Here is a 14,423-nt window from a genome sequence, read left to right on the forward strand (position 1 = left end):
CGCGTCAAGCGCGAGCCCCCTCATCCCCGGGGCGCCGTCGCGGAGCCCCGCACCATCAACTCCTCCCGCACCGAGGTGATCCCGCCCGGTGGTGGCTCCTCGCGGCCCGTGGCGATGCGGCCCGCCCGCGCCCCCGCCTCCGCGAGGGGGACCCGGACGGTCGTCAGGGCCGGTACCGCGTCAGGCGCGAGCCCCCTCACCCCCGGGGCGCCGCCGCGGAGCCCCGCACCATCAACTCCCCCCCCCCCGCACCGAGGCGATCCCGCCCGGCGGTGGCTCCTCGCGGCCCGTGGCGATGCGGCCCGCCCGCGCCCCCGCCTCCGCGAGGGGGGGGCCGGACGGGGGTCAGGGCCGGTACCGCGTCAAGCGCGAGCCCCCTCACCCCCGGGGCGCCGCCGCGGAGCCCCGCACCATCAACTCCCCGCGCACCGAGGCGATCCCGCCCGGTGGTGGCTCCTCGCGGCCCGTGGCGATGCGGCCCGCCCGGGCGCCCGCCTCCGCGAGGGGGGCCGGACGGGGGTCAGGGCCGGTGCGCGTCAAGCGCGAGCCCCCTCACCTCCGGGGCGCCGCCGCGGAGCCCCGCACCATCAACTCCCCGCGCACCGAGGTAATCCCGCCCGGCGGTGGCTCCTCGCGGCCCATGGCGATGCGGCCCGCCCGGGCGCCCGCCTCCGCGAGGGGGAGCCGGACGGTCGTCAGGGCCGGTACCGCGTCGATGCTGAAGGGGAGGTCGTCGAAGCCGGCCACGGAGACGTCCTCGGGGATGCGCAGGCCGGACTCGCGCAGCGCGGCGCACGCGCCGAGGGCGACGGAGTCGTTCGCCGCGACGACCGCCGTCAGCGAGGGGTCGCGGCGCAGCAGCTCCAGCGTGGCCTCGTGCCCGGAGCGGCGGTCGTAGCGGCCGTACACCGTCCAGCGGGCGTCCTCCTCGATGCCGGCGGCCCGCAGCGCGGCGCGGTGGCCCTCCAGGCGGTGCCGGGTCGTGGTGCGGTCGGCGGGGCCGGCGATGTAGCCGAGGCGCCGGTGCCCGAGGCCGACGAGGTGCTCGGTGAGCGCCCGCGCCCCGCCCCGGTTGTCGAAGGTCAGCGCGACGGCCCCGGTGTCCGGCACCGGCGGCCGGCCGCACAGCACCACCCGCGTCCCGGCCTCCGCCAGCCGCCGCAGCTTCGCCGCGACCGCCTCCGCGTGCGGCGCCGCCTCCACCGCCCCGCCGGTCAGCACCACGGCCGCCGCCCGCTGCCGCTGGAGCAGGGTGAGGTAGGTCAGCTCCCGCTCCGGAGAGCCCCCGGTGTTGCAGACCACCGCGAGCCGCTCGCCGCCCGCCCGGCCGCCGGGCCCGCCGATCTCGCCCTGGATCGCGCTCGCCATGATCCCGAAGAACGGGTCGGCGATGTCGTTGACCAGGATGCCGACCAGGTCGGAGGTGGCGGCGGCGAGCGCGCTCGCGGGACCGTTGAGGACGTAGTCCAGCTCGTCCACGGCGCGCAGCACCCGTTCCCGGGTGGACGCGGCCACCGGGTAGTTGCCGTTCAGCACGCGCGACACCGTCGCGGGGGAGACCTGGGCGCGGGCCGCCACGTCCGCCAGGGTCACCGTCATCTCGTCGTCCTCCGGTCGCGCAGTGTCGTACGCCCACGTAGACAGCCACATCACGGTCCCGGTTCCGCCCCGGACCGTCGAGCCGACCCTAGTTCCCCCGGCCCCGCCTGTTCGCCCCCTCGAACAACTCGAAGCGGACACGGTCTTGTACGGCGAGGGCGCGCGAACTAGCTTGGCAGTGATAGAAAGCGCTTGCTAGCAGAGTGAGTGAGGAACCGACGTGACACGCAAGACGGTCCGTATCGCCATGAACGGCGTCACCGGGCGCATGGGCTACCGCCAGCACCTGGTCCGCTCGATCCTCGCCCTGCGCGACCAGGGCGGCCTGGACCTCGGCGACGGCACCGTGCTGTGGCCCGAGCCGGTGCTGCTCGGCCGCCGCGAGGGCGCCCTGCGGGAGATCGCCGAGCGGCACGGCCTGGAGCACGTCGCCACCGACCTGGACGCCGTCCTCGCCGACCCCTCCGTGGAGATCTACTTCGACGCCCAGGTCACCTCCGCCCGCGAGGAGTCGATCCGCGCGGCGATCGCCGCCGGCAAGCACGTCTACACCGAGAAGCCCACCGCGACCGGCCTCGACGGCGCCCTCGCCCTCGCCCGCCTCGCCCACGCCCGGGGCATCCGGCACGGCGTCGTCCAGGACAAGCTGTTCCTGCCGGGCCTGCGCAAGCTGAAGCGGCTGGTCGACGGCGGCTTCTTCGGCCGGATCCTGTCCGTGCGCGGCGAGTTCGGCTACTGGGTCTTCGAGGGCGACTGGCAGCCCGCCCAGCGCCCCTCCTGGAACTACCGCGCGCAGGACGGCGGAGGCATCGTCGTCGACATGTTCCCGCACTGGGAGTACGTGCTGCACGAGCTGTTCGGCCGCGTCACCTCCGTCCAGGCCCTGGCCACCACCCACGTCCCGCAGCGCTGGGACGAGCACGGCAAGCCCTACGACGCCACCGCCGACGACGCCGCCTACGGGGTCTTCGAGATCGAGGGCGGGATCATCGCGCAGATCAACTCCTCCTGGGCGGTCCGCGTCCACCGCGACGAACTGGTCGAGTTCCAGGTCGACGGCACCGAGGGCTCGGCCGTCGCCGGACTGCGCGGCTGCCGGGCCCAGCACCGCTCCGCCACCCCCAAGCCGGTGTGGAACCCGGACGTCCCGGCGACCGAGGCGTTCCGCGAGCAGTGGCAGGAGGTGCCCGACAACGCCGAGTTCGACAACGGCTTCAAGGCCCAGTGGGAGCTGTTCCTCAAACACGTGTACGCCGACGGGCCGTACCACTGGGACCTGCTCGCCGGCGCCCGTGGCGTCCAGCTCGCCGAACTCGGCCTCAGGTCCTCCGCCGAGGGCCGCCGCCTCGCCGTCCCGGAGATCGCGCTGTGACCCTCCGGCTCCCGGCCCCCGACGGCACCTCGCGGCCGTACGAGCCGCGCACCGAACCCCTGGCCCTCACGCCGGGCGCCCCGCTCGCCTCCCGGGCGGTGTTCTCGGCGGCCCACGTCGTCGCCGACCCCTTCGCCGACGTCTCGCCCGACGGGCCCGCCGCCGTCGACTGGGACGCCACCCTCGCCTTCCGCCGCCACCTGTGGTCGCACGGGCTCGCGGTCGCCGAGGCGATGGACACCGCCCAGCGCGGCATGGGCCTGGACTGGGCCGGCGCCGCCGAGCTGATCCGGCGCAGCGCGGCCGAGGCGCGCGCGGTCGGCGGCCGGATCGCCTGCGGGGCCGGCACCGACCAGCTCACCGGCGGCACCCTGTCCGAGATCCGCGCGGCCTACGAGGAACAGCTCGCGGTGGTCGAGGACTCGGGCGCCCAGCCGATCCTGATGGCCTCCCGCGCCCTCGCCGCCACCGCCTCCGGACCCGAGGACTACCGGGAGCTGTACGGCCACCTGCTGCGCCAGTGCGCCGAGCCGGTGATCCTGCACTGGCTGGGCCCGATGTTCGACCCGGCGCTCACGGGCTACTGGGGCACTCCGGACCTGGACGCGGCGACCGAGGTGTTCCTCGACGTCGTCGCCGCGCATCCGGACAAGGTCGACGGCGTGAAGATCTCCCTGCTGGACGCCGGCCGCGAGGTCGCCCTGCGCCGCCGGCTGCCGCGCGGGGTGCGCTGCTACACGGGCGACGACTTCCACTACCCGGAGCTGATCGCCGGCGACGACCGGGGCTTCAGCCACGCCCTGCTCGGCGTCTTCGACCCGCTGGGCCCGCTCGCCGCCGAGGCGGTACGCGTCTTGGACACCGGGGACACGGCCGGCTTCCGGGCCCTGCTCGACCCCACGGTGGAGCTGTCCCGTCATCTCTTCCAGCCCCCGACCCGCTTCTACAAGACGGGCGTGGTCCTGCTCGCCTGGCTCGCCGGCCACCAGAGCCACTTCACGATGGCCGGCGGCCTCCAGTCGGCCCGCTCCCTCCCGCATCTCGCCCGCGCCTACGAACTCGCCGACACCCTCGGCCTGTTCCCGGACCCCAAGCTCGCCGAGGAACGCATGCGCAACCTGCTCACCGTGTACGGGGTGGACCAGTGACCGGCCTGGAGCGGTTCTCCGTCAACCAGATGACGGTCAGGCAACTGCCCCTGCCGGAACTGTTCTCGGCCTGCCGGGAACTGGGCGTCGGCCAGGTCGGCCTGTGGCGCGAGCCGGTACGGGAGTACGGCCTCACGGAGACCGCCGCCCTGGTCCGGGACGCGGGGCTGCGGGTGACCACCCTGTGCCGGGGCGGCTTCCTCACCGCCACCGACCCCGAGGCGCGGGCGGCGGCCCTGGCCGACAACCGGCGGGCGGTCGTGGAGGCGGCCACGCTCGGCACGGACACCCTGGTCCTGGTCTCCGGCGGCCTTCCGCCCGGCGCGAAGGACCTGCGCGCGGCCCGCGAACGCGTCGCCGACGCCCTGACGGACCTCGCCCCGTACGCCGAGTCCCACGGCGTCCGCCTCGCCGTCGAGCCCCTGCACCCGATGTTGGCCGCCGACCGCTGCGTGGTCTCCACCCTCGACCAGGCGCTCGCCCTCGCCGAACGCTTCCCCGCCCACCAGGTCGGCGTGGCCGTCGACACCTACCACGTGTGGTGGGACGACCGCGCGCCCGCCGCGATCGCCCGCGCGGGCGCGGCGGGCCGCCTCCACACCTTCCAGCTCGCCGACTGGACCACCCCGCTCCCGGCGGGCGTCCTCGACGGCCGCGGCCAACTCGGCGACGGCTCGGTGGACTTCGGTGAGTGGCAGCGCCACGTGGACGCGGCCGGCTACACCGGCCCCGTCGAGGTCGAACTCTTCAACGAGCACCTGTGGGCCCGGGACGGCCGGGAGGTGCTGGCGGAGACGGTGGCGCGGTTCCGGAAGTGTGCCGGCGGATAGATCAATTTCTTTGCTCACTCAAATGATCGATTACTCATGGGCGCGGTGTCGGGGCGATTCCGGTGCTGCGGACTGGTTTGCTCCCGAGAACTGTTTCCGCATCCGAGCCTCCGGATTGTCAGTGCCGTGCTGTACGATCCGCGGCCCTCTCCCGGCGGATGGGGTTACGCGCCGGTAGATGGGGGCGATCCGGGCATCTGTGCACTCGATCGGGTGTGCCTTCCGTCACTATGGCCTGGGTCACCTTGATGGCGAATGGCATTTCTGAGCTGCCCAAATACTGGTGTCAGGGCCGGAATCGCTGATCCCCTATGTGTTCCGACGTGTTTTCGGGTGTCGCGAACGGCCTTGTGAACAAGGCAAGATGGGGGGCGTCGACGCGCGAGATGGTGAGCATCGCCAATTCGGCGGGCTCACGAGAGGCGCGGAGGCAGGGAGAAGGCCCCATCCCCGGCCGGGAAGCTGAAGGGATGAGGCCCTCTGGCAACACCAGCACAGGGTGGGCCCCGGTCGTCAGGCCGGGGCTCTTCCCTTAGTGGCTCAGGAATTCACGCACGATCTTGTAGATCGCGAAGATCGTCCCGAGCCAGCGGACCTTGCGGTAGAGCCGGTCCGCCTTGCCGTTCTGGTGCCCCTCCGGCTGTTCAGCCATCGGGCCGCCCCCTTTCTGGTCCACGTTCGTGAACCCCGCGGGGCTTCACGACCTCTCGCGGATCCTCCGGGGAGCGGTGATAGCGCACTACAGTACCGGCGCCAAGGCGACCCATGGTGCGCACGAGGCGCGGATGCGTCCCGCCTGCGGCCGGTTCGTCCGGCGCCGCACGGCGCCTCGGCCGGTGTGATCGCCACATATGTGGCGGTCGCCTCAACTGCCTGCGGTTTTAGGCTTGTTCGGCCTGGGGGGCGGGTTCCGGTTCCCGCCCGCCGAGTCGCGTAAATCACACTCCGGAGGTGACGGCATCTCCGCTGAAGTCCGTATCCGGGTGTCACTGATGGCATTCGTTCCGACCAATGTGGTCGACAACCGCCCTACAGCAGGGACCAGTTCGGTCACATCAGGTCGATCGGCGACGGTTCGGACAGAAGGACCGGCCCCGGTTCCCCGTCGGCCGCCTCAGAAGAACACCCCGCACCGCAGCAGCACGTTCGCGTACGGCCGGGCCTCGCCGGTGCGCACGACCAGCCGCGCGCCCGCCGACAACTCCTTCAGCCGCTCGTGCGGGACCAGGGTGAGGCCGGGGAAACGGTCCTCCAGCAGGGTGCGGTGGGCGCCTTCCAGCTCCCGTGCCGCCGTAGCGCCCTCCACCACCAGCTCGGCCAGCAGACCGTCCAGCACCTCCGCGAAGGACGGCACACCGGCCCGGAAGGCGAGGTCCGCCAGCCGGGGACCGTCCGGGATCGGCATGCCCGCGTCGCACACCAGCACCTCGTGGCCGTGGCCCAGTTCGGCCAGGGCGCCCGCCAGGTGGCGGTTGAGGATGCCCGCCTTCTTCACAGCGCCTCGACCTCCGCGGCCGTGGGGTACGACTCCTGCGCGCCCCGCCGGGTCACCGCGGCCGCACCGACCCGCGCCGCGTACGCCGCCGCCGCGGGCAGATCCGCGCCCGCGCCCAGCTTCCAGGCCAGCGCGGCCGTGAACGCGTCCCCGGCACCGGTGGTGTCCACCGCGGCCACCTTCACCGACGGCACCCGGACCGCGCCCGAGCCGTCGCACACCAGCGCCCCTTCGCCGCCCAGCGTCACGACCACCGAGCGCGGGCCCTCGGCCAGCAGCAGCCGCGCCCAGTCCTCGGGTTCGCCGCCCGTCCGGTCCGCGCCGAGGATGACACGGGCCTCGTGCTCGTTGACGATCAGCGGATCGCAGGCCGCCAGGACCTCCGCCGGCAGCGGACGCGGCGGGGACGGGTTCAGCACGAACCGGGAGTCCGGCGCCAGGTTCCGCACCACCTCCACCACCGTCTCCAACGGGATCTCCAACTGCGCCGACACCACCCGGGAGGCCCCCACCAGAGCGGCCGAGTCCCGTACGTCCCCCGGCGTGAGCCGGCCGTTGGCGCCCGGCGACACCACGATGCTGTTGTCCCCGGACGGGTCCACGGTGATCAGCGCGACCCCGGTCGGCGCCCCGCCCGCCAGGACACCGGCCGTGTCCACACCGGCCGCGCGCAGGGAGTCCAGCAGCAGCCGGCCGTGACCGTCCTCGCCGACCCGCGCCAGCAGGGCCGTACGCGCGCCGAGCCGGGCGGCGGCGACCGCCTGGTTCGCGCCCTTGCCGCCCGGGTGCACGGCGAGGTCGCCGCCGAGCACCGTCTCCCCGGCGGCCGGCCGCCGCTCGACGTCGATCACCAGGTCGGCGTTGGCCGAGCCCACCACCAACAGGTCGTAGTCATCCATCAGTCGACTCCCCACACATTCATCCCCGTCATCCCCGTCGTCCCTCTCCCCGCGACCGCGGCGGACGGCCGCCCCGTGACCGCGGCCGGCCGACCGCCCGTGTCGTCGCACTCAGTCGCGCTCAGTCCCGCTCAGCCGCTGAAGCCGGCCACGTTGTCCTTCGTGACCACCTTCACCGGCACCTTCACCGTCTGCGCCACCTTCTTGCCCTGGACCGCCTTGAGCGCGTTGTCCACGGCGATCCGGCCGAGCTGGCTCGGCTGCTGGGCGACCGACGCGTGCAGCGTGCCGTCCTTGACCGCCTTCAGTCCGTCCGGGGTGCCGTCGAAGCCGACGACCTGCACCGACGTGCCGGCCTTGGAACCGAGCGCCTTGATCGCGCCGAGCGCCATCTCGTCGTTCGCGGCGATCACGCCCTGCACGTCCGGGTGGGCCTGGAGCAGGTTCGACATCACGTCGAGCCCCTTGGTGCGGTCGAAGTCGGCGGGCTGCTGGGCCACCACCCGGATACCCGGGTAGGCCTTGAGACCCTTGGCGAAGCCGGCCGCCCGCTCGCGCGCCGCCGAGGTGCCCGCCTGGCCCTGGAGGATGGCGATCCTGCCCCGGCCGCCCAGCTTCTCGGCGATCGTCTTCGCCGCCTGCTCACCGCCGGCCACGTTGTCGGAGGCCACCAGCGCGTCCACGGAGGCCTTGTTGACGCCCCGGTCGACGGCGATGACCGGGATACCCGCCTTGCCGGCGGCCTTGACGGAGTTGCTCGCGGCGTCCGAGTCGACCGGGTTGACGATGATCGAGCCCAGGCCCGAACTGGTGAAGTTCTGAAGCTGGTTGGCCTGCTGGGAGGCGTCGTTCTGGGCGTCCGTGACGGTCAGGTCCACGCCCCGCTTCTTCGCCTCGGCCTGCGCGCCGGACCGGATCTGCACGAAGAACGGGTTGTTCAGCGTGGACAGCGACAGGCCCATCTTCGGCGTCGTCGAGGACGAGGAGCCGTGCAGGAAGGAGGTTGCGCCGACGATCGCCACCGTGACCACGGCCGCGAGCGCGTACGTCGCCGCCTGCTTGCCCTTGGGGCCCCCGCCGCCGCTGGTCACCGGGGTCGCCCCGGCCTTGCGGCGCACGGTGTCCAGCAGCACGGCCAGCGCGATGACGACACCGATGACGACCTGCTGCCAGAACGCGGAGACGTTCAGCAGGTTGAGGCCGTTGCGCAGCACCGCGAGGATCAGCGCGCCGATCAGCGTGCCCGAGGCCTTGCCGGTACCGCCCGCGAGCGAGGCACCGCCGATGACGACGGCGGCGATGGCGTCCAGCTCGTAGCCGTCGGCGGCCTGCGGCTGCGCCGAGGACAGCCGGGAGGCCAGGACGACGCCCGCGACCGCCGCGAACACACCGGACAGGGCGTAGATCGCGAGCTTCTGCCGCTTCACCCGCAGCCCCGAGAGCCGGGCCGCCTCCTCGTTGCCCCCGATCGCGTACATGGAACGGCCGATGTACGTGCGCCCGAGCACGACCGCCGCGATCACGCCCATCAGCACCATGACCAGCACCGGCACCGGCAGCCAGTCGCCCAGCGTGTCACCGAGGTGCGAGACCGAGTCGGGGAACGGGATCGGCACGCCCCCGGAGATCACCAGCGACAGACCGCGCGCCACCGACAGCATGGCGAGGGTCGCGATGAACGGCGGCAGCTTGCCGTAGGCGATCAGGAAGCCGTTCACCAGTCCGGCCGCGACGCCGGTGGCGACGGCCAGCACGAGCGCCAGGAACACCGGCACGCCGTGACTGGTGGCGCTCCAGGCCAGCACGGTCGCCGACAGCGCGGCCACCGAGCCCACCGACAGGTCGATGCCCGCCGAGACGATCACGAACGTGACACCGAAGGCCAGGATCGCCGTCACGGCTGCCTGGACACCGATGTTGAGCAGGTTGTCCGTCGTCAGGAAGTCACCGGACAGCGCCGACAGGGCGACGACCAGGACGATCAGCGCGGTCAGCGCGCCGTTGTCGAGCAGCAGCCGGCGCAGGCCGCCGCCCCGGGCGCCACTCGCGCCCGTCGAGCTCTTGAGCGTGTCAGTGGCCACGGGGGGCCTCCTTCGCGGTGGTGTCGTGAGTACCGGTGTTGCCGGCCGGGTGGGAGACGGCGAGCGCCATGACGGCGTCCTGGGTGGCCTGTTCACCGCTGAGTTCCCCGGCGATCCGCCCCTGGGCCATCACCAGGACCCGGTCGCTCATGCCGAGCACCTCCGGCAGATCGCTGGAGATCATCAGGACGGCGGCTCCGGCGGCCGTCAGCTCGTTGATCAGCTGGTAGATCTCGACCTTGGCGCCGACGTCGATACCGCGCGTCGGCTCGTCGAGGATCAGCACCTTGGTGTCGGCCAGCAGCCACTTGCCGATGACGACCTTCTGCTGGTTGCCGCCGGACAGGGTGCGCACCTGCTGCCCGAGCCCGGCCATCCGCACGCCGAGCTGCTTCGCGATCCGCTCGGCCGCGGTGTGCTGCGCCTTCCGGTCGACCAGCCCGCCCCGGGTGGCCGACCGCATGGTCACCAGCCCCAGGTTCTCCTCGACGGAGGCGTCGAGGACCAGCCCCTGCCCCTTGCGGTCCTCGGGCACGAGCCCGATACCGGCGGCCATCGCCGCGTTCACGTCGTGCCGCCGCAGCCCGCTGCCGGCGACGTGCACGCTCCCGCCGTCGTACGGGTCCGCGCCGAACACGGCCCGCACCACCTCGGTACGGCCCGCGCCGACCAGCCCCGCGATGCCGACGACCTCACCGGCGTGCACCTGGAAGCTCACGTCGTGGAAGACGCCGTCACGGGTCAGGCCCTCGACGGCGAGCAGCGCGGCGCCCTGCTCGGCCCGCCGCCTCGGGTACTGCTGCTCGATCGAGCGTCCCACCATCAGCCGGACCAGCTCGTCCTCCGGGGTGGTGGCCGGGACCTGCCCCACACTCCGGCCGTCCCGGATCACGGTGACCCGGTCGCCCAGGGCGGCGATCTCGTCCAGGTGGTGGGTGATGAACACGATCCCGACGCCGTCCTCGCGCAGCCGCCGCACGATCGCGAACAGCTTCTCGACCTCCTCGGAGGTGAGCACGGCGGTCGGCTCGTCCATGATGAGCACCCGCGCGTCCAGGCTGAGCGCCTTGGCGATCTCCACCATCTGGAGCCGCGCGATGCCGAGTTCCCGCACCCGCGTCCAGGGCGAGACACTGACCCCCACCCGCTCCAGCAGGACCGCGGCGTCGGCCTCCATCCGCTTGCGGTCGATCATCCCGAACCGGCGCGGCTGCCGCCCCAGGAAGATGTTCTCGGCCACCGTCAGATCGGGGACCAGGTTGAACTCCTGGTAGATGGTGGCGATCCCGAGCCGTTCGGCGTCCTGCGCGCCATGGATGCGCACTTCCTCGCCGTCGGCCAGGATCCGCCCGGCGTCGGGGGTGTAGGCACCGGAGAGCATCTTGATCAGCGTGCTCTTGCCGGCACCGTTCTCACCGAGCAGCACGTGCACCTCGCCGCGGCGCAGGTCGAAGTCGACAGCGTCGAGCGCGACCACGCCGGGGAAGGTCTTGCGGATGCCCTCGATGCGCAGCAACTCGTCGGGGTTGCTCACGACGCACTCCTCTGCACTGACGTGCTCCTTTGCACTGGGGAGGGGGACTGGGCGGCGGGCTCTTCAAGGGCCATGGGCGCCGGCACTGCTGGCCGGCCGGCCTCCCCGCACGAGCGGCGTACGACCAGCCGGGCGGCCAGCGTCACGGAGGCGGGGGTCCGCCCCTCGATCCGGTCCACCAGGGCCCGTACGGCGGCCCGGCCCAGCTCGCCGGTGGGCTGGGCGATCGCGGTGACCGGCGGATCGGTGTGCACGAACCAGGGGATGTCGTCGAACGCGGCCAGCGCCAGGTCCTCCGGAACCCGCAGCCCACGGGCCCGTACGGCGTCCAGCGCGCCGAGCGCCATGAGGTTGTCGGCCGCGAACACGACCTCCGGCGGCTCGGGCAGGTCGAGGAACCCCTCGGTCACCCGGCGCCCGCTGGCGGCCTGGAAGTCGCCCTGCCCGATGTAGGCGTCCGGGAGCGGGATGCCGTGCTCGGCGAGGGCGGCGCGGAAGGCCTCGACGCGCTCGCTGCCGGTGGTGGTGGCAGCGGGCCCGGCGATGATCGCCAGCCGGCGGTGCCCGAGCCGGCACAGGTGTGCCACCAGGTCCCGTACCGCCGCGCTGCCGTCGGAGCGCACCACGGGCACGTCGACGCCCGGGATCCACCGGTCCACGAACACCATCGGGGTGCCGGCGCGCACGGCGTCCAGCATCAGCGGGGAGCCGCCGTCGGTGGGGGAGACGAGGAGTCCGTCGATACGGCGGTCCAGCAGGTTCCGGACATGGTGGTCCTGGAGGTCGGGCCGCTCGTCGGCGTTGCCGATGATCACGCTGTAGCCGAGCGCGCGGGCCTCTTCCTCCACGGCCCGCGCCAGCTCGGTGAAGTAGGGATTCAGCACGTCGCTGATGACCAGGCCGAGGGTGTGGGTCTGGTCGGTGCGCAGCGAGCGGGCGACGGCGTTCGGCCGGTACTCCAGCGCCTCGACGGCGGCCAGCACCCGGGCACGGGCGTCGGCACTGACCGAGGGGTGCGCGTTCAGCACCCGCGACACCGTGGCGACGGAGACCCCCGCCGCTGCGGCGACGTCCTTGATACTCGCCATCGCCGGCTCACCTCCTTGTGAGACGCGTAGAAGACGCATGGAATCGATTACATCCGTGACGTAGGAAGGATTGGAATCGATTACACAGGGGTGGGGCAAGGGGGTGGGGGTGGCCGAAACCCAATCGTGACGTGGCCGAGTGGGGGTGGGTGCGGGGGCCGCGCACCGGCCCCCGGGCCTGCTGGGTACGTTCGCTGTGTACGTTGGCGACGGCATCGCGCGACACACCGGGGCGCCGACCACGCACCCGGCATCACGGGGGGACAAGCTGGCATGGCACGTGTAGCCGTCATCACCGCACCGAACATCGGCTACCGCAACACCGGGATGCTGACCGTCGACCTGGCCTTCGACTCGCTACGGCGACGCATGGCCACGGCGGTCGAACCGACCTGGTACACCCTCCACCCACCGGAGACGGTGCCGCTGCGCCCGTACATACACCCCACCGACCTCCCTTTCCGCTTCCGCCCCCTGGCCCCCCACCTCGCCGAGCTGGACGATCACGACGCGGTCGTCTTCTGGGGCGACTTCCTGCACACGCGGCACTACCTGGCGCAGGACGCGACGAACCGCCTGCTCGACTTCGGCATGGCGGAGGACCGCGACGGGGCCCGCGCGCTGCTGGAGCGCACCCTGCTCCTGGCGGACCAGCCGGAATCGCTCCTCTCCCGGACCCTCAGCTATGGCGGAACGATCCTGCACAACACGCAGTCCGACTACGAGGACAAGCAGTACGGCCCGCTCTTCACCCGCCTCATGACCCGCAGCCACCGCGTCTGGATGCGCGACCCGCTCTCCGCGGCGAAGCTGGCCCACCTGCGGGGCGACTTCACCACACCCCACTTCGCCTCGGACGCCGCCCTGCTGAACCACCCGGCCGACCTGAACCGCCTCCCGGCGACGGAGTGGTCCCGGGAGATGCCGGACGACGGCGCGATCGGGGTCTTCCTCGGCGCCCGCACGGAGATCCCCGAGTGGCTGCCGGCCTTCTGCCGGGCCCTGTCCGACCGCCTGGGGGCACCCCTCGCATGGCTGCCCTGGTTCGACCGCGAGATCCCCGCCGACTTCGGCCCGGTCGCCCGGCGCCCCGGCACCCCCACCGCGGGAGACCTGCTCCAGTCCCTCTCCCGGTACCGGCTGGTGATCACGGACACCTACCACCTCTGTGTCAACGCCTGGGGCGCCGGTACGCCGGTGGTCTGCGTGGGCGCCCCGCAGCCGGCACCGACCACCGACGACGACTACCTGACACTGAGCGACCTGAAGAAGCACGTGTTCCATCTGGCCTACGACGCGACGGACTTCTACCTGTCGACGCGGCCGGACACGCCCGAGGCCCACGAGCGCCGGGCGGCCGGCATCGTACGGCTGGTGACGGGCGGCGCGGCGGACGCGGTAGGCGCCCGAACCCGCCGTCACGCGTCCGCGTCGGAGGCGGCCTTCACGGGGGCGCTGACCTCGCTGCTGACCGGCACGGGATGAGGCGTGCGGGAACCGTCGGGCCGCTCCGCCTTCCGGACCGGCCCGACGGCTACCGGCTCACGCCTCGGTGAACAACTCGGCGGCGTCGGTGGCGTGTACGGCTCGCTGGGCCCAGACTTCGAGCTGGCCGAGGTCGGTGCAGGCCTCGACGCGCTCGCGGGCGTCGTCGGGAACCGGGATACCGCGCCACTCCAGGATGCGAAGGGTCATCTCCCGCCGATCCTCGATACGCCCTTGTTCAACTCCCTGTTCGCGTCCTTCTTCGCGTACCTGTTCGGCGAGTGGGTGTCGCCAGAAGTACTGGATGGCCGTCATGAGGTCCCTCCACATGTGCTTGGCCTGGGGGTCTGTCAGGCAGGAGTCGATGAACTGCACGAAGACTGCGGCGGTGTCGGTGTCGATGGTCCGCAGGGCGGCTGCCAGGGATTCCAGTATGGCGGGAGCCTGGGGGCCGCGTCCGTGTGTCATGGCCGAGAGCACCGCGAGGGGTACGTCGCGTTCGGCCTGGCGTTCATCCGTGATGACGGGGACGTTGTCGGGGCCGAGGACGAGGGGGCGTACGGTCAGCGAGTGCCAGTCCCGGAACCCGAAGCGGATGGGGCGGGAGGCCCATGCGGCGGTCTTGCTGCTCTGGGTGATGACGATGAGCACCGGCTCGCAGCGGTACTTCTCATAGAGGTAGGAGAGGTAGTACGGCCAGCTGCCGCGTTTCCTCTCGTCGACCTTTCCCTGGGATTCCACGACGAGGAGGTAGGTGCCTTCGTCCGTCTCCGCGCGCAGCAGGGTGTCCACGCGGCGTTCGACGGGTTCGATCTCGGTGAGGTCCACGTTCAGGGCCGCGATCTCACGGGGTTCGGGGAAGGGCACGTGCAGCACCCTCTGTAACGCGCGG

At 72.5% G+C, this 14,423-nt stretch carries 11 protein-coding genes and 1 pseudogene; 4 read left to right on the plus strand and 8 right to left on the minus strand.

All coding sequences use genetic code 11. From position 1 onward, the window contains the following. Window positions 1-20: 20 nt before the first annotated feature. Both NX794_RS29725 and NX794_RS29735 read right to left on the minus strand, forming a co-directional pair. Window positions 21-182 (minus strand): annotated as a pseudogene (locus tag NX794_RS29725) (LacI family transcriptional regulator); the annotation flags it as partial. A gap of 370 nt (window positions 183-552) precedes the next feature. Continuing rightward, a complete protein-coding gene (locus NX794_RS29735; protein ID WP_258782463.1) occupies window positions 553-1,599 on the minus strand; it encodes a LacI family DNA-binding transcriptional regulator in 1,047 nt (348 codons plus the stop codon). 220 nt (window positions 1,600-1,819) lie between these two features. On the opposite strand from NX794_RS29735, the gene NX794_RS29740 reads away from it, so the two are divergent. The 3 genes from NX794_RS29740 to NX794_RS29750 are packed head-to-tail and all read left to right on the plus strand — an operon-like array spanning window position 1,820 to window position 4,949. Further along, a complete protein-coding gene (locus tag NX794_RS29740) occupies window positions 1,820-2,971 on the plus strand; it encodes a Gfo/Idh/MocA family protein (protein ID WP_258782464.1) in 1,152 nt (383 codons plus the stop codon). Next, window positions 2,968-4,119: a dihydrodipicolinate synthase family protein gene (locus NX794_RS29745; protein WP_258782466.1), complete on the plus strand. Its 1,152-nt coding sequence runs from the start codon at window positions 2,968-2,970 to the stop codon at window positions 4,117-4,119. The genes NX794_RS29740 and NX794_RS29745 overlap by 4 nt, the downstream gene beginning before the upstream one ends. Further along, window positions 4,116-4,949, plus strand: a complete 834-nt coding sequence (locus tag NX794_RS29750) for a sugar phosphate isomerase/epimerase family protein (protein ID WP_258782467.1) — start codon at window positions 4,116-4,118, stop codon at window positions 4,947-4,949. The genes NX794_RS29745 and NX794_RS29750 overlap by 4 nt, the downstream gene beginning before the upstream one ends. A gap of 1,114 nt (window positions 4,950-6,063) precedes the next feature. Here NX794_RS29750 and rbsD read toward each other — a convergent pair. The 5 genes from rbsD to NX794_RS29775 form a co-directional block, all read right to left on the minus strand. Then, window positions 6,064-6,444, minus strand: coding sequence for a D-ribose pyranase (rbsD, locus tag NX794_RS29755; RefSeq protein ID WP_258782468.1), 381 nt, complete (start codon window positions 6,442-6,444; stop codon window positions 6,064-6,066). Further along, the gene (locus NX794_RS29760) at window positions 6,441-7,343 is read right to left on the minus strand and encodes a ribokinase (RefSeq protein WP_258782469.1); all 903 of its coding nucleotides are present in this window, start codon (window positions 7,341-7,343) and stop codon (window positions 6,441-6,443) included. The genes rbsD and NX794_RS29760 overlap by 4 nt, the downstream gene beginning before the upstream one ends. Before the next feature lie 131 nt (window positions 7,344-7,474). Further along, entirely contained in the window at window positions 7,475-9,424 is a 1,950-nt protein-coding gene (locus NX794_RS29765; RefSeq protein ID WP_258782470.1) for an ABC transporter permease/substrate-binding protein, read from the minus strand. Beyond that, the gene (locus NX794_RS29770) at window positions 9,414-10,958 is read right to left on the minus strand and encodes a sugar ABC transporter ATP-binding protein (RefSeq protein WP_258782471.1); all 1,545 of its coding nucleotides are present in this window, start codon (window positions 10,956-10,958) and stop codon (window positions 9,414-9,416) included. Before NX794_RS29770 ends, NX794_RS29765 begins: the two co-directional genes overlap by 11 nt. Further along, window positions 10,955-12,046: a LacI family DNA-binding transcriptional regulator gene (locus tag NX794_RS29775; protein ID WP_258782473.1), complete on the minus strand. Its 1,092-nt coding sequence runs from the start codon at window positions 12,044-12,046 to the stop codon at window positions 10,955-10,957. Before NX794_RS29775 ends, NX794_RS29770 begins: the two co-directional genes overlap by 4 nt. A gap of 273 nt (window positions 12,047-12,319) precedes the next feature. On the opposite strand from NX794_RS29775, the gene NX794_RS29780 reads away from it, so the two are divergent. Further along, complete coding sequence (locus NX794_RS29780) at window positions 12,320-13,531, plus strand: polysaccharide pyruvyl transferase family protein (protein WP_258782475.1); 1,212 nt, start codon at window positions 12,320-12,322, stop codon at window positions 13,529-13,531. A gap of 57 nt (window positions 13,532-13,588) precedes the next feature. On the opposite strand, the gene NX794_RS29785 is transcribed toward NX794_RS29780, so the two are convergent. Beyond that, the coding region (locus NX794_RS29785; RefSeq protein ID WP_258782477.1) for an RpnC/YadD family protein at window positions 13,589-14,423 on the minus strand (835 nt) is incomplete at its 5' end.

It is taken from the genome of Streptomyces pyxinicus (assembly GCF_024753135.1).
Taxonomy (GTDB): Bacteria; Actinomycetota; Actinomycetes; order Streptomycetales; family Streptomycetaceae; genus Streptomyces; species Streptomyces pyxinicus.